This is a genomic window from Streptomyces kanasensis (assembly GCF_043077165.1).
Classification (GTDB): domain Bacteria; phylum Actinomycetota; class Actinomycetes; order Streptomycetales; family Streptomycetaceae; genus Streptomyces; species Streptomyces changanensis.
In genome coordinates, this window is record NZ_JBIBSF010000008.1 from 1858 (window position 1) to 28703 (window position 26846).

The 26846-nt window shown below is 72.3% G+C and carries 17 protein-coding genes; 6 read left to right on the top strand and 11 right to left on the bottom strand.

The window, feature by feature from the left end:
* Positions 1-105: 105 nt before the first annotated feature.
* Entirely contained in the window at positions 106-1953 is a 1848-nt protein-coding gene (recQ, locus tag ACF053_RS20185; protein ID WP_391955150.1) for a DNA helicase RecQ, read from the bottom strand.
* A gap of 70 nt (positions 1954-2023) precedes the next feature.
* Between recQ and ACF053_RS20190 the strand changes: the two genes are divergently transcribed.
* Positions 2024-2401, top strand: a complete 378-nt coding sequence (locus ACF053_RS20190) for an NTP pyrophosphohydrolase (RefSeq protein ID WP_391955151.1) — start codon at positions 2024-2026, stop codon at positions 2399-2401.
* Between the two features lie 188 nt (positions 2402-2589).
* On the opposite strand, the gene ACF053_RS20195 is transcribed toward ACF053_RS20190, so the two are convergent.
* The 9 genes from ACF053_RS20195 to ngcE all read right to left on the bottom strand — a co-directional run bounded on the left by ACF053_RS20195 (position 2590) and on the right by ngcE (position 15214).
* Entirely contained in the window at positions 2590-4140 is a 1551-nt protein-coding gene (locus tag ACF053_RS20195) for an amino acid permease (protein WP_391955152.1), read from the bottom strand.
* A gap of 245 nt (positions 4141-4385) precedes the next feature.
* Positions 4386-6332 carry a 1-deoxy-D-xylulose-5-phosphate synthase gene (gene dxs, locus ACF053_RS20200; protein WP_391955153.1) on the bottom strand — a complete coding sequence of 649 codons (1947 nt, stop codon included), beginning with the start codon at positions 6330-6332 and terminating at the stop codon, positions 4386-4388.
* Between the two features lie 329 nt (positions 6333-6661).
* A complete protein-coding gene (locus ACF053_RS20205; RefSeq protein ID WP_391955154.1) occupies positions 6662-7966 on the bottom strand; it encodes a sugar ABC transporter permease in 1305 nt (434 codons plus the stop codon).
* Positions 7963-8757, bottom strand: a complete 795-nt coding sequence (locus ACF053_RS20210) for an ATP-binding cassette domain-containing protein (RefSeq protein WP_058941395.1) — start codon at positions 8755-8757, stop codon at positions 7963-7965. The genes ACF053_RS20205 and ACF053_RS20210 overlap by 4 nt, the downstream gene beginning before the upstream one ends.
* A 198-nt stretch (positions 8758-8955) precedes the next feature.
* Positions 8956-10056, bottom strand: a complete 1101-nt coding sequence (locus ACF053_RS20215; RefSeq protein ID WP_391955155.1) for a substrate-binding domain-containing protein — start codon at positions 10054-10056, stop codon at positions 8956-8958.
* Positions 10057-10178: 122 nt separating this feature from the next.
* Positions 10179-11390, bottom strand: coding sequence for an ROK family transcriptional regulator (locus ACF053_RS20220; protein WP_391955156.1), 1212 nt, complete (start codon positions 11388-11390; stop codon positions 10179-10181).
* 211 nt (positions 11391-11601) lie between these two features.
* On the bottom strand, positions 11602-12537 hold the full coding sequence (locus ACF053_RS20225; protein WP_391955422.1) for a carbohydrate ABC transporter permease: 936 nt from the start codon (positions 12535-12537) through the stop codon (positions 11602-11604).
* A 26-nt stretch (positions 12538-12563) separates the two neighbouring features.
* Positions 12564-13487 (bottom strand): carbohydrate ABC transporter permease, encoded by a 924-nt coding sequence (locus ACF053_RS20230; RefSeq protein WP_391955157.1) that lies wholly within the window; start codon positions 13485-13487, stop codon positions 12564-12566.
* 239 nt (positions 13488-13726) lie between these two features.
* Positions 13727-15214, bottom strand: a complete 1488-nt coding sequence (gene ngcE, locus ACF053_RS20235) for an N-acetylglucosamine/diacetylchitobiose ABC transporter substrate-binding protein (protein WP_391955158.1) — start codon at positions 15212-15214, stop codon at positions 13727-13729.
* Positions 15215-15636: 422 nt separating this feature from the next.
* On the opposite strand from ngcE, the gene ACF053_RS20240 reads away from it, so the two are divergent.
* Both ACF053_RS20240 and ACF053_RS20245 read left to right on the top strand, forming a co-directional pair.
* The gene (locus ACF053_RS20240) at positions 15637-19479 is read left to right on the top strand and encodes a GH92 family glycosyl hydrolase (RefSeq protein ID WP_391955159.1); all 3843 of its coding nucleotides are present in this window, start codon (positions 15637-15639) and stop codon (positions 19477-19479) included.
* Between the two features lie 164 nt (positions 19480-19643).
* A complete protein-coding gene (locus ACF053_RS20245) occupies positions 19644-20255 on the top strand; it encodes a DUF4291 domain-containing protein (protein WP_391955160.1) in 612 nt (203 codons plus the stop codon).
* A gap of 96 nt (positions 20256-20351) precedes the next feature.
* On the opposite strand, the gene ACF053_RS20250 is transcribed toward ACF053_RS20245, so the two are convergent.
* Positions 20352-23192: an aconitate hydratase gene (locus ACF053_RS20250; RefSeq protein WP_391955161.1), complete on the bottom strand. Its 2841-nt coding sequence runs from the start codon at positions 23190-23192 to the stop codon at positions 20352-20354.
* A 469-nt stretch (positions 23193-23661) separates the two neighbouring features.
* Here ACF053_RS20250 and ACF053_RS20255 point away from each other — a divergent pair, with 469 nt between their 5' ends.
* From ACF053_RS20255 to ACF053_RS20265, 3 genes are all read left to right on the top strand, one after another.
* Positions 23662-23991 (top strand): putative quinol monooxygenase, encoded by a 330-nt coding sequence (locus ACF053_RS20255; RefSeq protein WP_391955162.1) that lies wholly within the window; start codon positions 23662-23664, stop codon positions 23989-23991.
* A 64-nt stretch (positions 23992-24055) separates the two neighbouring features.
* On the top strand, positions 24056-25063 hold the full coding sequence (locus ACF053_RS20260) for a UbiA family prenyltransferase (protein ID WP_391955163.1): 1008 nt from the start codon (positions 24056-24058) through the stop codon (positions 25061-25063).
* A 7-nt stretch (positions 25064-25070) separates the two neighbouring features.
* Complete coding sequence (locus tag ACF053_RS20265) at positions 25071-26159, top strand: polyprenyl synthetase family protein (protein ID WP_391955164.1); 1089 nt, start codon at positions 25071-25073, stop codon at positions 26157-26159.
* The last annotated feature ends 687 nt before the right edge of the window (positions 26160-26846 follow it).

Below are 26846 nucleotides of genomic sequence, written 5' to 3' on the forward strand. Positions count from 1 at the left end.
GGGGGGGGGGGGGGGGGGGGGGGGGGGGGGGGGGGGGGGGGGGGGGGTGGGGGGGTGTCGGCGGGGGGGGGGGGGGGGCGCCCCCCCCCCCCCCGCCCGTCGTGGTCAGTCCTCCGCGGCGAGTGCCTCGATGATCTGCTCCCCGTACTTGGCGAGCTTGTTCTCGCCGACGCCGCTGACCGCGCCGAGCTCGGCGAGGGTCGAGGGCGGTGCCGCGGCGATCTCCCTCAGCGTCGCGTCGTGGAAGACGACGTACGCCGGGACGCCCTGCTCCTTGGCGGTGGCCGCGCGCCACGCCCGCAGCCGCTCGAAGACGGGCAGCGCCTCCTCCGGCAGGTCGACGGGCGCGGCCTTCCGCTTCCCCGCCGCACCGCCCCGGCCCGCGGCGCGCGCGGGCTTCTCCGGCTCGGTGCGCAGCAGGACCTTGCGGCGGCCTGCGAGCACCTCGGCGGACTCGTCGGTGAGGACGAGGGTGTTGTACTCGCCCTGCACCGCGAGGAGCCGCTGGGCGAGCAGCTGGCGGACCACGCCGCGCCACTGCGCCTCGGTCAGCTCCGTGCCGATCCCGAAGACGCTCAGCGCGTCGTGGTCGAAGCGGATGACCTTGTCGGTCTTCCGGCCGAGGAGGATGTCGACGATCTGGCCGACGCCGAAGGACTGGTTCCGCTCCCGCTTGAGCCGGACGACGGTCGACAGGGCCTTCTGCGCCGCGACCGTGCCGTCCCAGGTGCTGGGCGGCGTCAGGCACGTGTCGCAGTTGCCGCAGGGGCCGCTCTCCTGCCCGAAGTAGGCGAGCAGCTGGACGCGGCGGCACTCGACGGTCTCGCACAGGGCCAGCATGGCGTCGAGGTGGGCGGCGAGACGGCGGCGGTGCTCCTCGTCGCCCTCACTGGTGTCGATCATGCGGCGCTGCTGCACGACGTCGTTGAGCCCGTACGCCAGCCAGGCCGTGGAGGGCAGGCCGTCGCGGCCGGCCCGGCCCGTCTCCTGGTAGTAGCCCTCGACGGACTTCGGCAGGTCGAGGTGGGCGACGAACCGGACGTCCGGCTTGTCGATGCCCATGCCGAAGGCGATCGTGGCGACGACGACCAGGCCGTCCTCCCGCAGGAAGCGCGACTGGTTCTCGGCGCGGGTGCGGGCGTCGAGCCCCGCGTGGTACGGGACGGCGTCGATGCCGTGCTCGACGAGGTACGCGGCGGTCTTCTCCACCGAGGCGCGGGACAGGCAGTAGACGATGCCGGCGTCGCCCTCGTGCTCACCGCGCAGGAGGGCGAGGAGCTGCTTGCGCGGCTCGTTCTTCGGGGCGATCCGGTACTGGATGTTGGGCCGGTCGAAGCTCGCGACGAAGTGGCGGGCGTCCTGGAGCTTCAGCCGGGAGGCGATCTCCGCGTGCGTCGCGCGCGTCGCGGTCGCCGTGAGGGCGATGCGCGGCACGTCGGGCCAGCGCTCGTGGAGCTGCGACAGCTGGAGGTAGTCCGGGCGGAAGTCGTGGCCCCACTGGGCGACGCAGTGCGCCTCGTCGATGGCGAACAGCGCGATCTTCCCCCGCTCCAGCAGCCGCAGCGTCGACTCGACGCGCAGCCGCTCGGGCGCCAGGTAGAGCAGGTCCAGCTCACCGGCGGCGAACTCCGCCTCGACCAGCCGCCGCTCGTCGAGGTCCTGTGTCGAGTTGAGGAACCCGGCCCGCACGCCGACCGCGCGCAGGGCGTCCACCTGGTCCTGCATGAGCGCGATGAGCGGCGAGACGACGACGCCGACACCGGGGCGGACCAGTGCGGGGATCTGGTAGCAGAGCGACTTGCCGCCACCCGTCGGCATGAGGACGAGCGCGTCACCACCGCCCACGACGTGGTCGATGATCTCCCGCTGCTCACCGCGGAACGAGTCGTAGCCGAAGACCCGGCCGAGGACCCGCAGGGCCTCGTCCGCGTCGGATGCGTGCGGGGAAGTCATTCGGCAATACTACGAGCGCCGCACGGGGCCCGGGGACCTCCGGCCGCCGCCTGTGGATAACGTGGGGGCCATGACGTCCCCCCTGCTGATCGTCGACGCGGCGAACGTCGTCGGCTCCGTACCGGACGGCTGGTGGCGTGACCGCCGGGCGGCCGCCGAGCGGCTGCGCGACCACCTCGCCCGGTACGCCGCCGGGGGTGTGCCCGGTCTGCTGCCGGGACCGCTCGACATCGTGCTGGTCGTGGAGGGGCGGGCGCGCGGCGTCGAGCCGGTCGACGGCGTGCGGGTCGTGGCGGCCCCGGCGGACGGCGACGCCACCATCGCGGAGCTGGCCCGCGGGGCGGCGGACCGCCCGTGTGTGGTCGTCACCGCCGACCGGGAGCTGCGCCACCGCGTCACCGCGTACGGCGCCCGCTGCGCCGGCCCGCGCACGGTACGCCCCGTCTGACCCGGCCCCGGCGCCCCGGCCCCGACGTCGCACGCCCCTACGGCGCCGGGGCGCCCGCGGCCGGGCCTGGCCCGCCGGGTCCGGCGGGCCCGGCCCGGTCGTGGTCGGGACCGGTCGTGGTCGGGACCGGTCGTGGTCGGGACCGGTCGTGGTCGGGACCGGTCGTGGTCGGGACCGGCGGTCCCGGTCTAGCCGCGGTCCGGTCCGCCGGTCCCGGCCGGGGCGCGCTCCGGTCCGGGCCCACCGGCCATGCGGCTGCGGGACCGGCCGTAGAGGAAGTAGACGACGACGCCCAGGGCCATCCAGATGGCGAAGCGGACCCAGGTCTCGGCGGGCAGGTTGAGCATCAGCCACAGCGACGCGGCCACCGACGCCGCCGGCAGCCACGGCACCAGGGGGGTGCGGAAGGCACGCGGCAGGTCGGGGCGGGTGCGGCGGAGGATCACCACGCCCAGGGCGACGACGACGAACGCGAAGAGGGTGCCGATGTTCACCAGCGTCGCCAGCTCCGCGATGCTGGTCATGCCGGCGATGACGGCGATGAGAACGCCGAGCAGCACCGTCGCGCGGTAGGGCGTCTGGTACACCGGGTGGGTCCGGGAGAAGAAGCGCGGGAGCAGTCCGTCCCGGCTCATCGCGAAGAAGACCCGGGTCTGGCCGAGCAGCAGGATCATGCACACGGTGATGAGGCCGACGGCGGCGCCGAAGCTGATGAAGCCGGCGTACCAAGGGTGCCCGGTGGCCTTGAAGGCGTCCGCGAGGGGCGCGTCCACGGAGAGCCGGCTGTAGTGCTGCATGCCGGTGACGACGATCGACACGGCGACGTACAGGGTGGTGCAGATGAGGAGGGAGCCGAGGATGCCGCGCGGCATGTCCCGCTGCGGCACGCGGGTCTCCTCGGCGGCCGTGGCGACCACGTCGAAGCCGATGAAGGCGAAGAAGACGATCGACGCGGCGGTGAAGATGCCCATGACGCCGAAGTTGGTCGGCTCGTAGCCGAAGAGGACCTGCAGGAGCGGCGCGTCGAGGCCGCTGCCCCCGGTCTGCGGCTGCGCCTCGGGGATGAACGGCCGGTAGTTCGCCGCCTTGACGAAGAACGCGCCGGCCACGATGACGACGAGGACGACCGTGACCTTGATGACGACGACGAGCGCGGTGAGCCGCGCCGACAGCTTCATGCCGAGCACGAGGACGGCGGTCAGCGCCAGCACCAGCAGGAAGGCGAGCAGGTCGAAGCCGAACCCGTGGACCTCGTCCGTCCCGGACAGTGCCTGCGGCAGGTGCCAGCCGACGTTGTCGAGGAGCGAGCGGACGTACCCGGACCAGCCGACGGCAACGACGGCGGTGCCCAGCGCGAACTCCAGCACCAGGTCCCAGCCGATGATCCAGGCGGGCAGTTCACCGAGCGACGCGTAGGCGAAGGTGTACGCGGAGCCGGCGACCGGCACCGTCGAGGCGAACTCGGCGTAGCAGAGGGCCGCCAGGGCGCAGACGACACCCGCCACGACGAAGGCGAGTGCCGTCGCGGGGCCGGCGGTCTCCTTGGCGACCTTGCCCGTCAGGACGAAGATGCCCGTGCCGATGATCACACCCACGCCGAAGACCGTCAGGTCCAGTGCGGAGAGGGATCTGCGCAGCCCGTGCTCGGGTTCCTCGGTGTCCTGGATGGACTGCTCGACCGTCTTGGTGCGGAACAGGCCGCTGTTCCGGCGCGGCGCCGGGTCCGTCTGTGTCGTCACCCGGTCATGATCCGGAGACGGGGCGGGCGCGGGGCGGGCGCGCGGGCCGGGTTCACGCGAATGGGCCGGTGGGACCACCCGAACAGGGTGGTCCCACCGGCCCACACGGCCTACGGCGGCGTACCGCGGCCCGCCCGGCCCACCGCGGCGGCGATCCGGCGCCCGGGCCGGCCCGGTACGGGCGAGCCCGTGGGCCGCCCGGCGTGGGCCGGCCCGACGTGGGCCGGCGCACGGTCCGGCGCGGGTCAGTCGCGGACCGGCTCCGCGGCGGCCTCGTCCGCCGACTCGTCGGCCGTCTCCTCCGGGGCCTCGTAACGGCCGTCCAGCTTGGAGACGAGGCCCGTCACCTGGCGGGCGACGTCCGGGGCGGTCAGACCGATCTCGGCGAGGACCTCCTTGCGGGAGGCGTGGTCGAGGAAGCGCGGCGGGATGCCGAAGTCGCGCAGCGGCACGTCGACGCCCGCGTCCCGCAGCGCCTGGGCGACGGCGCTGCCGACGCCGCCCACGCGGCCGTTGTCCTCGACGGTGACGACGACGCGGTGCCGGTCGGCGAGCGGCGCCAGGGCCTCGTCGACGGGCTTGACCCAGCGCGGGTCGACGACCGTCGTGGAGATGCCCTGCTTGTCGAGGAGGTCGGCGATCTCCAGGCACATCGGGGCGAGCGCGCCGACGGAGACGAGCAGGACGTCCGGCCGGTCGGTGCCCGGCTCGCGCAGGACGTCCATGCCGCCGACACGGCCGACGGCCTCGACGGCGGGGCCGACGGCGCCCTTCGAGTACCGCACCACGGTGGGCGCGTCGTCGACGGCGACGGCCTCGCGCAGCTGGGCGCGGACCTGGTCGGCGTCGCGGGGGGCGGCGATGCGGAGGTTGGGGACGACCTGGAGGATCGACATGTCCCACATGCCGTTGTGGGAGGCGCCGTCAGTACCGGTGACGCCGGCGCGGTCCAGGACGAACGTCACGCCGCAGTCGTGCAGGGCGACGTCCATGAGCACCTGGTCGAAGGCGCGGTTGAGGAACGTGGCGTAGACGGCGACGACCGGGTGCAGCCCGCCCGCGGCCAGGCCCGCCGCCGAGACCGCCGCGTGCTGCTCGGCGATGCCGACGTCGTACACCCGCTCCGGGAACGCCTTGGCGAACTTGTCGAGGCCGACCGGCTGGAGCATGGCCGCGGTGATCGCGACGATGTCCTCGCGCTCCTTGCCGAGCTCGACCATCTCGTCGGCGAAGACGGAGGTCCAGTCGGCCCCGGAGGAGGCGATGGGGAGGCCGGTGTCGGGATGGATCTTGCCGACGGCGTGGAAGCGGTCGGCCTCGTCCGCCAGGGCCGGCTGGTAGCCGCGGCCCTTCTCGGTGAGGCAGTGGACGATGACGGGGCCGTTGAACCGCTTGGCCCGCTGGAGCGCGGACTCCACGGCGGCGATGTCGTGGCCGTCGATCGGGCCGACGTACTTCAGACCGAGGTCCTCGAAGAGGCCCTGCGGGGCGATGAAGTCCTTCAGGCCCTTCTTCGCGCCGTGCAGCGTCTCGTACAGGGGCCTGCCCACGACCGGGGTGCGGTCGAGGATGTCCTTGGTGCGGGCGAGGAAGCGCTCGTAGCCGTCGGTGGTGCGGAGCGTGGCCAGGTGGTTGGCGAGGCCGCCGATGGTCGGGGCGTAGGAGCGCTCGTTGTCGTTGACGACGATGACGAGCGGCCGGTCCTTCGCCGCGGCGATGTTGTTCAGCGCCTCCCAGGCCATGCCGCCGGTGAGCGCGCCGTCACCGATGACCGCGACGACGTGGTCGTCGCGGCCCAGCACCTCGTTCGCCTTCGCCAGGCCGTCCGCCCAGCCGAGGACGGTCGAGGCGTGGGAGTTCTCGATGAGGTCGTGCTCGGACTCGGCACGCGCCGGGTAGCCCGACAGGCCGCCCTTCATCTTCAGCTTGGAGAAGTCCTGACGGCCGGTGAGGAGCTTGTGCACGTACGACTGGTGCCCGGTGTCCCACAGGATCCGGTCCTTCGGGGACTCGAAGACGCGGTGCAGGGCGATGGTCAGCTCGACCACGCCGAGGTTGGGGCCGAGGTGGCCGCCGGTCTTCGAGACCGCGTCGACGAGGAAGGTGCGGATCTCCGAGGCCAGCCGGTCAAGCTGCTCCGGGGAGAGCCGGTCGAGGTCGCGCGGTCCCCTGATACGGGTCAGCAATGCCACCCGTGCCTCCTTGCGTGTTGGGCTGGTCGAGGTTGAGCCGGTCGAACGTGCCGATCCGCCGAGTCTAATGTTCCGTCCCGGACTGTGGACATCGGGCCGTGTCCGGGAGGCGCCCGTACGTGGTGACAGGCACGGGCGGTGCGGACGTAGCCGAATGTAACCACGTGGGGCGGGTGGGTGCCCGGTGTCTACGGGCCCCTCCCTCAGGACGCACCGGTGCCCGGCGCCGGTTGCGTGGCGCCGGGCACTGCGGGGTGACGCGCTGCCGCCGGGGTGCGTCCTGCCGATCGGGTCGGGCCCGCCGGCCCGACCCGATCGACACGGCGCCCCTAGGCGCGGCCGGCGTCCTTCTGGGTCCTGCGGGAGATCGAGTCGATCACGACGGCGGCGAGGAGCACCGCGCCGGTGATCATGTACTGGATCTCGCTGGCCATGCCGAGCATGTTCAGGCCCTGCTGGATCGACTGGATGACGATCATGCCGAGGAGGGCCGACCAGACCTTGCCGCGGCCGCCGAAGAGGCTGGTGCCGCCGATGACGGCCGCCGCGATGACGAGCATCAGGGTGTTGCCGCCGCCGAGGCTCTTCGTGGCGCCGCCGGAGAGGCTGGCGACGAAGAGGCCGCCGAACGCGGCGAGCAGGCCGGAGAGGCCGAACACGGTGATCCGGATCCGGTCGACGTTGATGCCCGCGCGGCGGGCGGCCTCGGCGCTGCCGCCGACCGCGAAGACCTGGCGGCCGAAGGTGGTGCGGCGGGCGACGAAGTCGGCGACCAGCAGGACGGCGAGGAAGAGCACGAGGGCCAACGGCAGGCCGCGGGCGCCGGCGGGCTCGTTCAGCACGTAGGCGACGGCGAGGCACAGGACCGCGACGACGCCGGTGCGCAGCAGGATCTCGCTGGTGGGACGGGCGGCCAGGCCGGCGGCGCGGCGGCGCTTGACGTCCAGCAGCAGCGAGGCGGCGTAGAGGAGCACCGCGGCGACGGCCAGGCCGTAGGCGGCGGCCTTGTCCTCGAAGTAGTAGCCGGTGAGGCTCTCCACGACGCTGCCGGTCGGCGTGTTGATGGAGCCTTCCTTGCCCATCAGCCAGATCTGCAGGCCGCTCCAGCCGAGGAAGCCGGCGAGGGTGACGACGAAGGCGGGCACGCCGACCTTCGCGAAGAAGAAGCCGTGCAGGAGGCCGAGGGACAGGCCGACGACGACCGAGATGAGGACGGCGAGCCAGTCGTTCAGCCCGTTGGTGACGCTGAGCACCGCCCAGACGGCGGCGCCGACGCCGGCGATGGAGCCGACGGAGAGGTCGATCTCGCCCAGGATGAGGACGAAGACGATGCCGACGGCCATGATGCCGAGGCCGGAGCTGTACACCGCGATGTTCGCGACGGAGCTCGCCGACAGGAAGTTGGCGTTCTGCGACTGGAAGACGACCGCGATGACGATCAGGCCGATGAAGACCGGCAGGGAGCCGAGCTCGCCGCCGCGGACCTTGCGGGTGAACTCGGTCCAGTAGCCCTTGAGGCCCTGCTCGCGGACGAGGAGGCGGGGGTCGACCGCCGGTACGGGCGCCGCCGACTGGTCGGTGCCGTTCTGGGCGTGGGCGCCGCGGCGCCGGGGGGTCTTGGTGAGGTCGCTCACTTCGCGTCCTCCTTCGAGGCCGTACGGGCCTGGCGGCGCGTGACGGCGTTGTCCGTGGCGCCGGTGATGGCGGCGATGATCTCTTCGTGGGACGTGCCCTGGACGTCGAAGACGCCGTTGTTGCGGCCGAGGCGCAGGATGGCGGCGCGGTCGGCGACGGCCCGGACGTCGGCCATGTTGTGGGTGATGAGGATGACGCCGTGGCCGTTCTCGCGGAGCCGCTCGACCAGGTCGAGCACCTGGGCGGTCTGCTCGACGCCGAGGGCGGCGGTCGGCTCGTCCAGGATGACGACCTTGGGGTTGCCGATCAGGGCGCGGGCGATGGCCACGACCTGGCGCTGGCCGCCGGAGAGGGAGGCGACCGGGATGCGCACGCTCGGGATGCGGATGGAGAGGGTGTCGAGGAGCTCCTTGGCGCGCTTCTCCATCGCGATCTCGTCGAGGACGGAGGCGCGGCGCAGCTCGGTGCCGAGGAAGAGGTTGGCGACCACGTCGAGGTTGTCGCAGAGGGCGAGGTCCTGGTAGACGGTGGCGATGCCGAGCTCCTGGGCGTCGTTCGGCCGGGTGACCCGGACCGGACGGCCCTCCCACTCGATGCTGCCCTCGTCGATCGGGTGGACTCCCGAGATCGTCTTGACGAGGGTCGACTTGCCGGCGCCGTTGTCGCCGAGCAGGGCGACGACCTCTCCGGCGTGGATCTCCAGGTCTACGTCGGTGAGCGCCTGGACGGCGCCGAACCGCTTGGAGACTCCGCGCAACGCCAGCACGGGCGTAGCGGACACGTGAATCATCTCCTTCACCCGCCCGACGGGCGGGGATGGTGGTGCGTTGGAGCACAAGGGGTGCGAGGGAGTCCGGCGCCCGCCCGCCGCCGCGGGGCGTGATGAGGGGGTGGGCGCCGGACCGGTGCGGGGGCCCGGGTCGAACGGGCCTCGTGTGGGGCCCGGCCGGAGCGGGCCCCGCGCGTGGTGAGGGGGGAGGGGTGCCGGTTACTTGATGCCGGCGGCCTCGCAGGCGGCCTTGTACTCGGCCGTGCAGATGTCGGCGGCCTTGTAGACCTTGTCCATGACGATCGTGTCGGCGATGTTGTCCTTGGTCACGATCTGGGCGTCGTAGAGCTTCGCCGGGATGTTCTTGAACTCGCCGGTGAGGCTGGTGACCTTGGCCGGGGTCAGGTGGGCGAACTTCTCGCCCTTGAGGAGCGCGACGGCGATCTCGGCGGTGGTCTCGGCCTCGGGCTTGATCTGCTTGTAGATCGTGAAGGACTGCTCGCCCTTCAGGATGCGCTGCAGACCGGCCAGCTCGGCGTCCTGGCCGCCGACGGGGACCTTGACGCCCTGCTTCTTGAGGGCGGTGATGATGCCGCCGGCCATGCCGTCGTTGGCGGAGTAGACGCCCTGGAAGCCGTCCTTGCCGAGCGAGTCGATGGCGGCGCCCATCTTCTTGTTCGCCTCGTCCGGGGACCAGTCCGGGATGTCCTGCTCGTAGACGATCTTCCCGACCTGCTTGTCGAGGACGCTGTGGGCGCCCCTCTTGAAGAGCGGGGCGTTCGGGTCGGTCGGCGAACCGTTGATCATGACGACGTCGGCGTCCTTGGCCCCGGCGCCCAGCGCCTTGACGAGGGCCTCGCCCTGGAGGCGGCCGATCTTCTCGTTGTCGTACGAGACGTAGGCGGCGATCGGGCCCTCGGCGAGCCGGTCGTACGCGACGACCTTGACGCCCTTCTTCTCGGCCTGCTGCACCCACGACTTGGTGGCCTTGTAGTCGACCGCGTCGAGGATGATCACCTTGACGCCCTGCGTGACGAGCGCGTCGAACTGCTTCTTCTGGGTCTCGGTGTCCTGGGCGGCGTTGTTGTACTTGACCTCGCAGTCCGAGCAGAGTTCCTTGATCTTCGCCTCGATGATCGGGCGGTCGAAGGTCTCGTAGCGCGTGGTCTTGTTCTCGGGCAGGAGCAGACCGATGGTCTTGCCGTCACCGCCGTCGCCGCCGGCGGAGCCGCCGTCTCCCGCCTTGCCACAGGCGGCGAGGGACACGGCCATGGACACCGCGGCCGTACCTATGACGACGCGTCGCGTCATTGCGTTCATTGGGTTTGCCTCCCTGACGAGGCCGCGACACTGCGGCCGAGGTGGCTGTGAGTCAACTCGGGCCGCCACCTCGTCGTCAAGGAGTGAATTGTTAACGAGATGACAACGGTGCCATGCGTTATCTAAGTGAACGCAGGCGTAGCGGCCTTCCCGGCCGGCTGGTGGGCGCCCTCCAGAAGGGTCGAATCACCCATTTCGCTCAGGACGAGGGCGAGCGCTCCCAGCACTTCGGCGCGTCCGCCGAGGGCGCCCGGGGCGACGGAGAGGTGCCGGGCGGCGCTGGGGATCGCGTACCGCGAGACGGACTCCCTGATGGGCGTCAGGACCAGCTCACCGGCCTCCGCGAGGTCACCGCCGAGGACGACCCGGCTGGGGTTGAGGAGGTTGCAGAGGTTCGCGACGCCGCTGCCGATGTGGCGGCCCACGTCGGCCACGACGCGGCGGCAGCCGGGGTCGCCCTCGCGCGCCAGCTGGACCACCCGCTCCATGGTGAGGTCGGGACCGTGGCCGGGCTGGAGGAGCGGCAGGACGTAGCGGGCCGCGGTGAACGTCTCCAGGCAGCCGCGGTTGCCGCAGCGGCAGACGGGGCCCGACTCGTCGAGCGTGATGTGGCCGATCTCGCCGGCCGTACCGCCGGGGCCCCGGTAGATCTGCCCGTCGATGACGAGCCCGGCGCCGACGCCGCTGGCCACCTTGATGTACGCGAGGTCGCGGACGCCGCGGCCGGCGCCCCAGACGAGCTCGCCGAGGGCGCCGAGGTTGGCGTCGTTGTCGACGTAGACGGGGACGCCGAGGCGGGCCGACAGCTCCCGGCTGGGGTTGATCCCGGTCCAGCCCGGCAGGATCGACGTGGAACCGAGCGTGCCGGACGAGACGTCGATCGGGCCGGGGACGCCGAGCCCCACCCCGATGACCTTGTCGGGGCCGATGCCGGTGGTCTCGATCAGCCGTTTGACCAGGTGTTCCGCCCGGTCGAAGCCCTCGGCGGAGGAGGCGTCCACGTCGAGTGGCTCGGCCTCCTCCGCGAGCACCTGGTGGGCGAGGTTGCCGACGGCGACGCGCAGGTGCGTGTGGCCGAAGTCGACGCCGATCACGATCCCGGCGTCACCGCTGAGCGAGACGCTGCGGGCGCGGCGGCCGCCCGCGGAGGTCGGGGTGACCTCGACCGTGCCGCCGTCCTTGAGCTCCCGCACGATGTTGGAGACCGTGGCGGCGGACAGCCCCGTGGCCCGGGCGATCTCCGCCTGGGTGAGGGAACCGGCCATACGGACGGCGCGCACGACCCGTTCGAGGTTGGCGCGATGCAGAGACGTCTGCGACCCCGGAGTCTCCATCGACTCTCTCACTCCTGCCGTTTTCTCCAACATGTGAACTCTAAGCTGAGCCTTTCGCGTTGGCCTCCGTCAAGACCTTGAGCATTACGAAGCTCTGATGAGCGGGTAATGTCGCAATAAGACCGGTATGTCGGCATTGGGGCACAAAGAAACCGCCCGCCGGAGCCCGTGGGGCCCGGCGGGCGGTTCACGGCTCGTAGCCGCCGGACGGCTACTTCAGGGCGCCGGAGGTGAGCCCCGCCTGCACCTGCCGCTGGAAGACGGCGTACACCACCAGCACGGGCAGCATCGCGATCACCATGCCGGCCATCAGCGCGCCCCAGTCGTTCTCGTACCCCTGCTGCAGGGCGATCATCGCCAGGCCCTGGGTGAGGACGTACTTGTCCTCCTGCTGGTTCAGCACCATCGGCAGCAGGTACTGGTTCCACTGCCCCAGGAAGTTGAAGATCCCGATGCTGATCAGGCCGGGCTTCGCCATCGGCAGCATGACCTGGAAGAACGTCCGGGTGTGCGAGGCGCCGTCGATCAGCGCAGCCTCCGCCACCGAGGTGGGCAGCGTCCGGAAGAACGCCGTCATGAAGAAGACGGTGAAGGGCAGCGAGTACGCGACGTAGACGAGGATCAGCCCGTGGTACGTCGCCAGCAGCGAGGTGCCGGGGAAGTCCCGCATCACGAAGAAGAGCGGGATCACCAGCATGAAGACGGGGAAGGACATCCCGGCCACGAACAGGTAGTAGACGAACCGGTTGCCGGGGAAGGTGAAGCGGGCCAGCACGTACGCGGCCATCGACCCCAGCACCATCGTGCCGGTCACGGAACCGCCCACGACGATCGCCGTGTTCACGAAGTAGCGGCCCATGTTCGCCTCGTTCCAGGCGTTGGACCAGTTCTCCCAGTGCAGGACCGTCGGCAGCCCCCACGGGTCGGTGAGGATGCCGCCGCTGTCCTTGAAGGCGCTCCACAGCACCCACAGCAGCGGGACGCCGACCATCAGCGCCCACAGCACGAGGATGCCGTGCGAGAAGACGTTGAGGACGTCGCCCTCGGACGGGCGGCCCCCGGCGCGCCCCGGGCCCGTGGACCGGCGGGGGGTGCGCGGGGACGTCGGGGTGCCGGCGCCGGGTACCGGCCCGTCGGTCTTGCGGATCTCGTCGGTGGTCACGCGCCGCTCCCTCAGTACTCGATCCGCTCACGGCGCGCGAAGCGCAACGTGAGCACGGCGAAGGCCATCGTCACGACGAGCATCGCGACGCCCATCGCGGCCGCGAAGCCGTACTGGCTGTCGCGGAAGGCCGTCAGGTAGAGCCTGAGCGGCATGACGTCGGTGGCGCCGTCCGGCCCGCCCATGTTCACCGACATGATCTGCACCAGGGCGAACGCGTCCAGGGCGATGATCCCCATGTACACCCAACCGGTCTGCACGGTGTCCCAGAGCAGCGGCAGCGTGATCCGGAAGAAGGTGTGGGAGCGGCCCGCGCCGTCCAGCAGGGCCGCCTCGTACACGTCGCGGGGGATGGAGGCCATCGCCGCGGAGAACAGGACGACGAAGAAGCCGACGTGTCCCCAGACCATGACCGCGCTGATGCACCACAGCGCGAGGCTCTTCTCCCCCAGCCAGGCGTTCTGCAGCCCCTCCAGGCCGACCGCGCCGAGGAGGGAGTTGAGCATGCCGTCGTCCGGGTCGGGGTTGTAGATGTTGAACCAGATGACCGCGATGATCGTGATGGAGATGACCTGCGGGAGGAAGAACACGAACGTGTAGAGGCGGGAGCCCGCCACACCGGCGACGACCTGGTTCGGCCGCCGTCTGCCGCCCACGTTGAGCATGAACGCGAAGAACAGGCCGAGGGCGAGCGTGACCAGCGGCACGAGCGCCAGCATGTACACGTTGTGGCGCAGCGCGTTCCAGAACTCCTCGCTCTCCCACAGCCGGACGAAGTTGTCGGCGCCGACGAAGCGGGCCGTGCCGACCAGGCCCGACCAGTCCGTCAGCGAGATCTGGAAGGCCTGGACGAACGGCGAGACGACGAAGACGGCGTAGACGAGCAGAGGCGGGGCGAGGAAGCCCACGATGAATCGGTACTTGCCGTGTTGCATGGAGCGTGCGGCCCCTTCCCTCATCCGCCGGTCGACGACTGACGACCGGCACCGAACCGGCCGGCGCGGCACCGGCGCCGGGTCGGCCGCCTCCGGTCGGTACCGACCGCGCCGGAGCCGGAGCCGGTGCCCGCGCCGGCCCGGTCGGTGCCGGCCGGAGGCCCGGCGCCCGGCGCCGGTCGTGGTCGCGGTACTGGTCCCGGTCGCGGCGGCCGGCCCGGCGCCGGTCGTGGTCGCGGTCAGGCGGTGCGCTTGAACTTCGTGACGGACGGGTCCCTGGCCACCTTGTCGGCCTCCGCCTGGGTCTTCCTGATCCATTCGGCGGCCTTCAGCTCGCCGGCGAGGAGCTGACCGGTGAGGCCGCCGATCTTCTCGTCGGTGAGCGCCGGGTACCACTCCTGGAGCTGGAGGCTGATCAGGTGGTCGCCGGCCTCCTTGAAGACCTTGCTGGCGGAGGCGAGCCCCGGCGAGAGGGACATGCCCTCGGTGGCGTCCACCACGCAGGTCAGGGACTTCACCTTGGTCGCGAAGTTCTGCGCGTGCTTGCGCGACAGCATGATGCGCAGCAGCTCCATGCCGCCGACCGGGTTCGCGCCCTTCGCGGCGACGACGTACGGCTCGCTCGGCTCGGCGCGCAGGGTGCCGTGCGGCATCGCGTCGCCCGTGCCGTCGAAGAGCGCGCCCACCGCCATGCCGAAGCCGTCGGGGGTCGTGGGCGCCGACTCGTTCTCCACCCAGGAGCCGTTGGGGATGAAGACGGCCTTCCCCCGGTTCCAGGCGGTCTGGGACTGGATGTGGGTCAGGCCCTGGCTGCCCTCCAGGAAGTACTTCTTCGCCGCCAGCTCCTCGTAGTGCTCGACCACTTGGCGGACCGCGTCGTTGGAGGTCCAGGCGCCGGGTTCCAGGTTGTCGATGGCGGTCCACTTCTCCATGCCGCCGATCTTGGCGATCTGGGCGAAGAGGTTGAAGTGGACGTAGTACGGGTACTTGCCGGCGTACGTCCAGGGCGCGATGCCGGCCTTCTTGATCTCGCCGCAGAGCGCGACCATCTCGTCGAGGGTCCGCGGGTACGCCCAGCCCTTCGACTCCAGCAGCCTCTGCGAGTACCAGGTGCCGTAGATGGTGAAGGCGTAGTACAGCACGTCGAAGGTGTCGCCGTGCCTGCCCTTCTCCACGGTGCTGGGGTGGATGGTGTCCCGGACCTTCTTCGCCGGGTCGTCCAGGGACGGGGCGTCCAGGAGGGCTGCGAGGTCCTGGAGCTGCCCCTGTGTGGAGAGCTTGTTCATGTCCAGGTGGTCGGCGCCGGAGTTGTCGATGACGTCGGGCGGGTTGCCGCCGGCGAAGCGCGGGGTGAGCTTGGGGCCGACCTGCTGGGTGCCGGTGTGCTTCACGTCCGCCTTGTACGTGGCCTTGTAGTCGGCCTCGGCGTCCTTCGCGTACTGGTCGCCGAGCCCGCCCTTGAAGATGAACGCCTCCAGCGGGGCGCCCTCCTTGACGCCGAGCGGGTTCTTCTCGGTCTTCTCGCCGGCGGGGGCGGTCGCGCCGTCGCCGCCGCCACCGCCGCCCCCGGTCGCGCAGGCGGACAGCAGGCCCGTGGCGGGCACGGCGATCAGGCCGAGCGCGGCGGACCGCCGCAGCAGTTCTCGGCGGCCGTGGCCCGCGCGGCCGCGGCCGCCCTCGGGGGTGGAACCGTCGTCGCCGTCGTTGCGGGCGGAGGTGGATCCCATGCTCAAGTCCTCGCCTTCTCCAGGACTCAGGCGGTGCGCCGGTCGCCCCGTACGACTCGCCAGAGGCGAAGGGCCCCGCCACCGCGGTCTCGTGCAGCTGGGTCGTGCCGGTTCGTGCAGGGAGCAGCGCACCGCCCGGCCGTTCGGGAACGGCCGGCGCGGACGCCGACAGGTATAGTCCACTTCAGGTCGACGGGGCAAGATCGATAACAGTATTCGGCAGGAGTCTTTCCCTAGTTGAGACCTCGGGGGAATTCCTTTCAGCGCGGCGTGAATCGAAGCTCGATTCGATCACCGGAAGGAATGAATCGCGCCGCACCGCCCCGTCGGAACCCTTGACACCTTCTTCCGCTTCGCCCCCTACTGGACCCCGCGCCCATGAGTTGACAACGTTGTCCTGGCGCGATCGGAGGGAGCGTCGGATGCGGTTACGACCTCTTCGCACGGCCGCCGTCCTGGCGGCCGTCTCGCTGCTCGTGGCCGGGTCGCCCCCGGCCGTACAGGCCTCACCGGCCCGACCGGCGGCCCCGGCACAGGAGTTCACCACCTCGTTCGAACCGGACGAGGCCCCGCCCACCTGGCGCGACACCGTCGAGACCGGCCCGGACGGCCGGGAGCGGGCACGGGGTGTGGACGGCGCCTTCGCCGCGGGCATCCCCGGCGACGTGACGGACCGGGTCACCGGGGTGCGGGCCAGCGGGGAGCACGCGGAGGCCGGCGAGACGAAGGAGAATCTGCTCGACTCCGAACCCACCACCAAATGGCTCACCTTCGCCCCGACCGCCTGGCTCGAATTCACGCTGGAGGAACCCCTCCCGGTCGTCTCCTACGCCCTCACCTCCGCCAACGACCACGCCGCGCGCGACCCGCGCACCTGGACGCTCCACGGCTCCGCCGACGGCACGCGCTGGACGCCCCTCGACACGCGCGAGGACGAGACGTTCCCGGAACGCTTCCGGACACGCACGTACCACTTCGCCAACACCACCCGGTACGCGCACTACCGGCTGGAAATCACCGCCAACAACGGCGCCCCCGCCACCCTGCAACTCGCCGACGTCCACCTCTCGGACGGGGACGGCACGGCCCCCGCGCCGCGGACCATGCGCAGCCACGTCGACCGGGGCCCGGCCGGCTCCCCCACCGCCAGGGCCCACGCCGGCTTCACCGGCCTGCGGGCGCTGCGGTACGCCGGGACGCACCGGACGGCGGGACCGGGGCACTCGTACAACAAGGTCCTCGACGTGCACGTCGCGGTCGGGCCCGCCACGGAGCTGTCGTACCGGATCCACCCCTCCCTGCCCGCCGGGCCCGGCGGCACCGGGGCCGACCTGACGTACCCCGCGACGCACGTCGCCGTGGACCTGGCCTTCACCGACGGCACCTACCTCAGCGACCTGCGCGCCACCGACAGCCACGGCGGGGCGCTCACCCCGCGCGGCCAGGCCGCCGCGAAGCGCCTCTACGCCAACCAGTGGAACCAGGTCACGGCCGGCGTCGGCGCGGTCGCCGCCGGCCGCGTCGTGGACCGGATCCTGGTGGCGTACGACGCGCCGCGGGGACCCGCCCGCTTCCAGGGGTGGCTCGACGACGTCACGCTGCGCCGCGCGGCGCCCGAACCGGCGCACGTCCAGCCCTCCGCGTACGTCTCGACGGTGCGCGGGACCCACTCCAGCGGCGCCTTCTCGCGCGGCAACACCTTCCCCGCGACGGCCGTGCCGCACGGATTCAACTTCTGGACGCCGGTGACGAACGCCGCGTCGAAGAGCTGGCTGTACGAGTACGCGCGCGGCAACACCGCGAACAACCTGCCCGCGCTCCAGGCGTTCAGCGCCAGCCACGAGCCGAGCCCCTGGATGGGCGACCGGCAGACGTTCCAGGTGATGCCGTCGGCGGCGCCGGGGCCGGGGGCGCCACCCACCGAACGGGCCGCCCGGGCGCTGGAGTTCCGTCACGGCAACGAGTCGGCGCGGCCGCACCACTACCGGGTCCGCTTCGAGAACGGCCTCACGGCGGAGATCGCCCCGGCGGACCACGCGGCGACGATGCGGTTCACGTTCCCCGGTGACGACGCGTCGGTGGTCTTCGACAACATCACGCAGGAGGGCGGGTTGACGCTCGATCCGGCGACGAGCTCCTTCACCGGCTACTCGGACGTGAAGAGCGGTCTGTCGACGGGCGCGACGCGGATGTTCGTCCACGGCGTGTTCGACGCGCCGGTCACCGCCTCGTCGGCGGAGGGCGTCCGGGGCTTCCTGCGGTTCGCGGCGGGCCGGGACCGGACGGTGCACCTGCGGATGGCGACGTCGCTGATCAGCGTCGAACAGGCGCGGCGCAACCTCGCCGCGGAGATCCCGGCGGGCACGCCGTTCGCCGCGGTGGCGGCCGCGGCGCGGGCCCAGTGGGACCGCCTCCTCGGCCGGGTGCGCGTGGAGGGCGCGACGCGCGACCAGCTCACGACGCTCTACTCCGGCCTGTACCGGCTGTACCTGTACCCCAACTCCGGCCACGAGCGGGTCGACGGCCGGTGGCGCTACGCCAGCCCGTTCTCCCCGCAGACCGGCCCGGACACCCCGACGCACACCGGCGCGAGGATCGTCGACGGGAAGGTGTACGTCAACAACGGCTTCTGGGACACCTACCGGACGACCTGGCCCGCCTACTCCTTCCTCACCCCGCGCCGGGCGGGGGAACTGGTGGACGGCTTCGTCCAGCAGTACCGGGACGGCGGCTGGATCTCCCGCTGGTCGTCGCCGGGGTACGCCGACCTGATGACCGGCACGTCGTCGGACGTGGCGTTCGCCGACGCGTACGTCAAGGGCGTCCGCTTCGACGCGGAGGCGGCGTACGAGGCGGCGCTGAAGAACGCGACGGTGCTCCCGCCGGGCCGGGGCGTGGGCCGCAAGGGCATGGCCACCTCCCCGTTCCGGGGGTACGCCTCGACGGAGACGCACGAGGGCCTGTCCTGGTCGATGGAGGGGTACGTCAACGACTTCGGCCTGGCGCGGATGGCGCGCGAGCTGCACCGCAGGACCGGCGAGGCGCGCTACGGGGAGGAGGCCGCGTACTTCCTGGACCGGGCGCGCGGCTACGTGGCGCTCTTCGACGCGGAGGCCGGCTTCTTCCAGGGGCGCGACGCGAGCGGCCGGTGGCGGGTGCCGTCGGCCTCGTACGACCCGCGCGTGTGGGGGTACGACTACACCGAGACCAACGGCTGGGGGTATGCCTTCACCGCCCCGCAGGACAGCCGGGGCCTGGCGAACCTGTACGGCGGGCGCGCCGGTCTCGCGGCGAAGCTGGACGCGTACTTCTCGACGCCGGAGACGGGCGCGCCCGAGTTCGCCGGCTCGTACGGCGGCGTCATCCACGAGATGACGGAGGCGCGGGACGTGCGGATGGGCATGTACGGCCACTCCAACCAGGTCGCCCACCACGTCGCGTACATGTACGACGCGGCGGGGCAGCCGTGGAAGACGCAGGAGAAGGTCCGCGAGGTGCTGTCCCGGCTGTACGTCGGCAGCGAGATCGGCCAGGGCCACCACGGCGACGAGGACAACGGCGAGCAGTCGGCCTGGTACCTGTTCTCCGCCCTCGGCTTCTACCCGCTGGTGATGGGCGCAGGCGAGTACGCCGTCGGGTCGCCGCTGTTCACCAGGGCGACGGTGCGCACCGACGACGGGGCGGTGCTCGTCGTCGAGGCCCCGCGCAACAGCCCCCGGAACGTCTACGTGCAAGGGCTGCGGGTCAACAGCCGGCAGTGGACGTCGACGGCGCTGCCGCACCATCTCCTCGCGCGGGGCGGGACGCTGGAGTTCGACATGGGACCGCGGCCCTCGACGTGGGGCACGGGCGCGGACGCGGCGCCCGCCTCCGTCACCCGGGACGACCACGTGCCCGTGCCGCGGCGCGACGCCCTGTCGGGTCCCGGCCCGCTGTTCGACGACACGTTGGCGACGGCGGGACCGGTGTCGGGCGCGGTGGAGCTGCCGGTGCCGGGGCCGGTCCGCGCGGTCCAGTACACCCTGACGTCCGCGGCCGCGGCGGCCGCGCCGGAGGGCTGGGTGCTGGAGGGCTCGACGGACGGCGCCCGCTGGCGGGAGGTGGACCGCCGGTCGGGCGAGGCCTTCCGCTGGGACCACCAGACGCGGGTGTTCACGGTGGCCCGGCCGGGGGCGTACCGGGCCTACCGGCTGGTCGTCGCGGGCGCGGGCGCGGGCCGGGAGCTGGCGGAGGTGGAACTCCTGGCCCGGCCACCCCACGGGTGAGACCGCCGGCAGCGCGGGCGGGCATGCGCGGGCGGTGCGGGGCCCCGCGGCGGGCGGTCGGCGCGGGTGGCGCCAGGGCCTCGCGGCGGGCGCGGGCGGTGCGGGGTCTCGGGCAGGCGGATAAATCGCTGGCCCAGGCCCCGTGCCGACGGCAGCCTGGGGCCATGGAAGAACCGCACCAGCGCGTCCGCGCGCTCCACACGGACACGACCGTCACGGTCTACCAGGCGTACTCCCCCGCCATCGGCCTGCCCGCCGCGCGCGAGGGACGGTTCCCGGCGTCCTGGAAGCGGGACCGGATGACATGGATCAAGCCGTCGTTCCTGTGGATGATGTACCGCTGCGGCTGGGCGACCAAGGCGGACCAGGAGACCGTCCTCGCCGTCGAGATCCGCCGGGCCGGGTTCGAGTGGGCGCTGCGCCACGCCTGCCTGTCGCACTACCGCGCCGGGCTGCACGCCTCCCCGGAGGCGTGGCGGCGGGAGCTGCGCGACGCCCCCGCCCGCGTGCAGTGGGACCCGGAGCGCGACCTGCACCTGCGCCCGCTGCCGTACCGCTCCCTCCAGCTGGGCCTGGCGGGCGAGGCGGCCCGGCGGTACGCGGACGAGTGGACGGTGTCGATCACCGACGTCACGCCGCTCGCCCACGAGGTCCACGCCCTGGTCCGCGCGGGCGACCTCGACGGCGCGCGGCGGCGGCTGCCGCGGGAGGAGCCGTACCCGACCCCCGACGGACTGCTGGACCGGCTGGTCGGCACGGGCCCGGCGGCCGCGTGAGCACCGCGCCCCCACCGCCACGGGCCCCGTGACGGCCGGAGGGCCGCACCCCGTACGCGACGGGGTGCGGCCCTCGGCCGTGGGTGGGGTGGTGCCTCAGCCGCGGATCAGGTTGCGCAGCACGTACTGCATGATGCCGCCGTTGCGGTAGTAGTCCGCCTCACCGGGGGTGTCGATGCGGACGACCGCGTCGAACTCGACGCCGGTGTCGGTGGTGACCTTCACCGTGCGGGGCGTGGTGCCCTCGTTCAGCTCGGTGACGCCCGCGATGGAGAAGGTCTCCTCGCCGGTCAGACCGAGCGACTCGGCGGACGCGCCCTCCGGGAACTGCAGCGGCAGGACGCCCATGCCGATGAGGTTCGAGCGGTGGATGCGCTCGTACGACTCGGCGATGACGGCCTTGACGCCGAGGAGCGCGGTGCCCTTGGCGGCCCAGTCGCGGGACGAGCCGGAGCCGTACTCCTTGCCGGCCAGGACGACCAGCGGGATGCCCTGGTCGATGTAGTTGCGGGAGGCGTCGTAGATGAACGACACCGGAGCACCTTCGTCGGCCCGGGTGAAGTCGCGGGTGTAGCCGCCCTCGGTGCCCGGCGCGATCTGGTTGCGCAGGCGGATGTTGGCGAACGTGCCGCGGATCATGACCTCGTGGTTGCCGCGGCGCGAGCCGTAGCTGTTGAAGTCGCGGCGCTCGACGCCGTGCTCCGTGAGGTACTGGCCGGCCGGGGTGTCGGCCTTGATGGCGCCGGCCGGGGAGATGTGGTCGGTGGTGACCGAGTCGCCCAGCTTGGCGAGGACGCGGGCGCCGGTGATGTCGGCGACCGGCGTCGTCTCCATGGTCATGCCCTCGAAGTACGGGGGCTTGCGCACGTAGGTGGACTGCGGGTCCCACTCGAAGGTGTCGCCGGTCGGGATGGACAGCGCCTGCCACTGGGCGTCGCCCGCGAAGACGTCCTGGTAGGACTTGTTGAACATGTCCTCGCCGATGGCGTTGGCGACGACGTCGTTCACCTCGGCCTCGGAGGGCCAGATGTCCTTCAGGAAGACCGGGTTGCCGTCCTGGTCGGTGCCGAGGGCGTCCTTGGTGATGTCCACCTTCATGGAACCCGCGAGGGCGTACGCGACGACCAGCGGCGGGGAGGCCAGGTAGTTCATCTTGACGTCGGGGTTGATCCGGCCCTCGAAGTTCCGGTTGCCGGAGAGGACCGAGGTGACCGCGAGGTCGTGGTCGTTGACCGCCTTGGAGACCTCCTCCGGCAGCGGGCCGGAGTTGCCGATGCAGGTGGTGCAGCCGTAGCCGACGAGGTTGAAGCCGACCTTGTCGAGGTACGGGGTGAGGCCCGCCTTGTCGAAGTAGTCGGTGACGACCTTCGAGCCCGGGGCGAGGGTGGTCTTGACCCACGGCTTGCGGGTCAGGCCCTTCTCGACCGCCTTCTTCGCCACGAGCGCCGCGGCGACCATGACGTACGGGTTCGAGGTGTTGGTGCAGGAGGTGATCGCGGCGACGGTGACGGCGCCGTGGTCGATCTCGTACGTCGAGCCGTCGGCGGCGGTGACGGTGACCGGGCGGGTCGGGACCGCCTCGCCGGTGGCCTCGTCGTGCTGCGGGGCGCCGGCGCCGTTGTCGTCGTGGCCGTACGCCGGGGCGTCGGAGGCCGGGAACGACTCGGCGCTCGCCTCGTCGACGGGGGAGGCCACGCCGTGCGGCTGCTCCTGCTGCGGGACGCCCGGCTTGCGGTCGTCGCCGCCGGTCACGCCCGCCTCGACGTAGTTGAGGACGTCACGCTTGAACTGCTCCGCGGCCTCGGCGAGGACGATGCGGTCCTGCGGGCGCTTCGGGCCGGCGATGGAGGGGACGACCGTGGAGAGGTCGAGCTCCAGCTTCTCGGAGAAGTCCGGCTCGGCGGCCGGGTCCAGCCACAGGCCCTGCTCCTTGGCGTACGCCTCGACGAGCGCGACCTGCTGCTCGGAGCGGCCGGTGAGCTTGAGGTACTTCAGCGTCTCGTCGTCGATCGGGAAGATCGCGGCGGTGGAGCCGAACTCGGGCGACATGTTGCCGATGGTGGCGCGGTTCGCGAGGGAGGTGGCGGCGACGCCCTCACCGTAGAACTCGACGAACTTGCCGACGACGCCGTGCTTGCGCAGCATCTCGGTGATGGTGAGCACCAGGTCGGTGGCGGTGGTGCCGGTGGGCAGCTCGCCGGTCAGCTTGAAGCCGACGACGCGCGGGATGAGCATGGAGACCGGCTGGCCCAGCATGGCGGCCTCGGCCTCGATGCCGCCGACGCCCCAGCCGAGCACACCGAGGCCGTTGACCATGGTGGTGTGGGAGTCGGTGCCGACGAGGGTGTCGGGGTACGCCTGGCCGCCCCGGACCATGACGGTGCGGGCCAGGTGCTCGATGTTCACCTGGTGGACGATGCCGGTGCCGGGCGGGACGACCTTGAACTCGTCGAAGGCGGTCTGGCCCCAGCGCAGGAACTGGTAGCGCTCCTTGTTGCGGCCGTACTCCAGCTCGACGTTCTGGCCGAAGGCCTCCGCGGTGCCGAACTTGTCGGCGATGACGGAGTGGTCGATGACCAGCTCGGCCGGGGCGAGCGGGTTGATCTTCGACGGGTCGCCGCCGAGCTCCTTGACGGCCTCACGCATGGTGGCGAGGTCCACGACACACGGCACACCGGTGAAGTCCTGCATGATCACGCGGGCCGGGGTGAACTGGATCTCCTGGCTCGGCTGCGCCTGGGAGTCCCACCCGCCGAGGGCCCGGATGTGGTCGGCGGTGATGTTCGCGCCGTCCTCGGTGCGGAGCAGGTTCTCCAGCAGGACCTTGAGGCTGTACGGCAGGCGGGCGGAGCCCTCCACCTTGTCCAGCCGGAAGATCTCGTACGACTCGTCGCCCACGCGCAGCGTGCTGCGGGCGTCGAAGCTGTTCGCCGACACGACAGTCTCCTTCATCAATGTGCGCGTTCAACCGCATCCTGCCGCCAGGGCTTCTCGCCGATCCGCTAAGGTAAGGCTCAGTTAGGTGACCCTTACCCTCACGGGCGACCGCGGTGCGTCGTCAGCAGATATCTCGATGTCGAGATAACTCTAGTACATCACCGCTGCCCGGTCATGCCCGGGCGCGACCGGAACCCGTCCCGGGCCCCTTCCGACCCACCGGACCCGGGCCCGGCGGCGCCCCCGGCGGCCGGTCGGCACGCCGTCCGCAGCAGTCCGCCGGGCCGCACCGGCCCCCGCCGCACCGCGGCGCCCCGGGCGGAAAGCCCGCCGCACACCCCTGACGCCCGCCGCGGCACACCGCGGAGCGGCGGCGAAACGGAATTCCGCACACCGGGTCTTTGCGCGCATGGGCCGTGAGTCAACGCGGGCGTTGTCCGGGACTTTCCGGCGTTGTTAGTTTCCGCGCATGACTGAAACGGTGATTCGCGCGGAAGACGATCTGCTCACTCTCATCAACGTCTTCGAGGTGGAGGCCTCGAAGCAGGACGAACTCGTGGCGCTCCTCAACGAGGGCGTCGAGAAGGTGTTCCGGCACCGGCCCGGGTTCGTGTCGGCGACCGTGCTCGTCGGCAAGGACGGCACGAAGGTCGTGAACCTCGCCCAGTGGCGCAGCCAGGAGGACATCCAGGCGACCCTCGCCGACCCCGCCGCCCAGGAGTACGGCCGCAAGACGGCGGCCCTCGGCAAGCCCGCGCCGGGCGTCTACTCGGTGGCCTCGGTCTTCGGCGCCGCCTGAGCGGGTGGGGCCGCCCGCCGGGACGCACCCCACACCTCCCTCCGACCGGAGAAGGGACGGACTCATGTCGAGCACCGGCACCGCCACGACACTCGGTGCGAAATTCGCCGCGATTCTGACCGACCCCCGGGGTGTGCCCGGCGAGCGTGCCCCGCTGGCCGCGCGCCTGAAGTACGCGCTCGTCATCCGGCGCTACGAATTCCTCCCCGTCTATGTTCCGCTCGTCCTGACACCGGCCCTTCTGGGCGCGCGTTCCTGGGGGGAATTCGCGTCGCTCGACGCGGTGCTCGCCCTGGTCTACGTCATCTCCGGCCTCCAGGTCGCGAACATGACGAACGCCCTGGCCGACCGCGAGCAGGACAGGCAACTGAAGTCGCGGCAGTCGGACGCCGTGTACGGGCTGGGCGTGCCGCGCGTCGTGACGCACATCGCCGTGTCGACGGCCGTCTGCGGGGCCCTCGCCCTCTACCTCACCGTGCGCGCCCAGCAGTGGGAGATGCTGCTCCCGGCGCTCGCCGCCGGACTCATCGGCTTCCAGTACTCCCTGCCGCCGCTGCACCTCAAGAGCGCCGGGCTGTGGCAGCTGCTCGCGTTGCAGAACGGCTGCGTGTTCCTGCCGGGCCTGTTCGTGCTGTGGTCCTTCGGCCATCCGCTGGAGTGGGGGTCGGTCGTCGCCGTCCTCGGCTTCGCACTGGCCCTGACCTCCCTCTTCGTCACCAGCCACGGGGAGGACTACCTCGTGGACGGGCGCTTCGGCATCCGCACCTACGTGCGCGCCCTGGGGCTGGTCCGGGCGTTCCGGGTGCAGCTGGCGATGCTCGTCGCGGGCGGGGTGCTGATCCTCGTCTCCGTGCCGGCGACGTTCGGCTTCACGTGGGGGCTGCTGCCGTTCCTCGCCGCCTGGCTCGTGAGCATCCGGTTCCTCGACGCGGTCGTGCGCGACGTGCGCCGGGCGCCGCTCCACGAGGCCGTCGCCGACCTGCACGGGAAGTCGCTCCTCGGGCCGTACCACTCCTCCCTGCTCAGCTGGGCGACGGTGGTGCTCGCCGCCTCCGTCCTGATCGGACGGTGACCCGCGCATGACCGTCGACCACCGCGAGGCCACGGCCGGCACGGCCGCCGTCGACACGGCGCTGCGGACCTTCCTCGCCGAGCGCCGGGCCGGGGCCGCGGCGATCGGCGAGGGCTACGCCACGGCGGTCGCCGACCTGGAGGAGTACGTGCTGCGCGGCGGCAAGCGGGTGCGGCCGACGTTCGCCTGGACCGGCTGGCTGGGCGCCGGCGGCGACCCGGACGGCCCGACCGCCCCGGCGGTGCTGCGGACCTGCGCGGCGCTGGAGCTGCTGCACGCGTCGGCGCTGATCCACGACGACATCGTCGACGCGTCCCGCACCCGCCGCGGCTTCCCCGCGGCGCACGTCGCCTTCGCCGACCGGCACCGGGAACGGGGCTGGTCGGGTGACCCCGACGCGTACGGCACGGGCGCCGCCCTCCTCGTCGGCGACCTCGCCCTCGTCTGGGCCGACGACCTGGTCCGCACGTCGGGGCTGCCGGCGGACGCCATGGCCCGCGTCGGCCCGGTCTGGTCCGCGATGCGCACCGAGGTCCTGTGCGGGCAGCTCCTCGACCTGGCGGCCGAGGCCCGAGGCGACGAGAGCGCCGACGCCGCGCTGCTGAAGGACCGGTACAAGACGGCCTCGTACACGGTGGAGCGGCCCCTGCACGTCGGCGCGGCCGCCGCCGGCGCCGACCCGGGGCTCGTCGCCGCGTACCGGACCTTCGGCGCCGACATCGGCATCGCCTTCCAGCTGCGCGACGACGTGCTGGGCGTCTTCGGCGACCCGGCGGTGACCGGCAAGCCGTCGGGGGACGACATCCGCGAGGGCAAGCGCACGGTGCTGCTGGCCACGGCCCTGCGACGGGCGGACGACCGGGACCCGGCCGCGGCGCGCTTCCTCCGCAGCAGGATCGGCACGGACGTCTCCGAGGACGACCTCGACTCGGTCCGCGCCATCCTCGTCGGCCTGGGCGCGGTCGCGTACGTCGAGCGCGAGATCACCCGCCGCCGTGACCGGGCCGTCGCCGTCCTGGAGCGCAGCGCCGCGACCCGCCCCGCGCGGGAACGTCTCGCGGCGATGGCCCTCAGCGCGACGCAGCGGAACCGGTGAGGAGGGGGTCGCGGCCCACCCGGAGGCCGGGGCCGCGGGGCCGGTGACCGGGTGGCCCCGGCGGCCTGGACGGGTGCCGGTCGGCCCCGGAGGCCGATGGCCGGGCGGTCCCGGGCCCGTGGTGGGTGGCGGGTGACCCCGGTGACCGACGGCCGGGTGGCCCCAGCGGCCTGGGCGGGTGGCCGGTCGACCCCGGAGGCCGACCGCCGGGCGGTCCCGGGGGCGTGGGCCGGTGCCGGTTGTTCCTGCGGCCGGTGGCCGGGGGATCCGGGGCCCGCGGCCAGGGCCCGGATGGCCCCGGAGCCGGGTGCCGGTTGTCGCGGTCGTCGGGGATCGGGTGGTTCCGCCGGATGACGCCAGGGGCCGGGTGGTTCCGGCGGCCCCCCGGGGCCGGTGGCCAGGGGTCGGGGTGACCCGGGGCCGGTGGCCCCAGGGGCCTCGGCCGGTGCCGGTTGTTCCTGCGGCCGGTGGCCGGGGGATCCGGGGCCCGCGGCCAGGGCCCGGATGGCCCCGGGGCCGGTGGCCCGGTGGCGGGTGACCCCTATGCCTGAGGCCGGTGCCGGTCGGTCGCGGCGGCCGGTGGCCGGGCGGTCCCGGGGCCGGTGGCCGGTGACCCGGCGGTCCCGGGGCCTGGTTGGTGCTCCTTCCCGGTGCGCCGGCGTCTCGACGCCCCGCCATCGCCCGGCG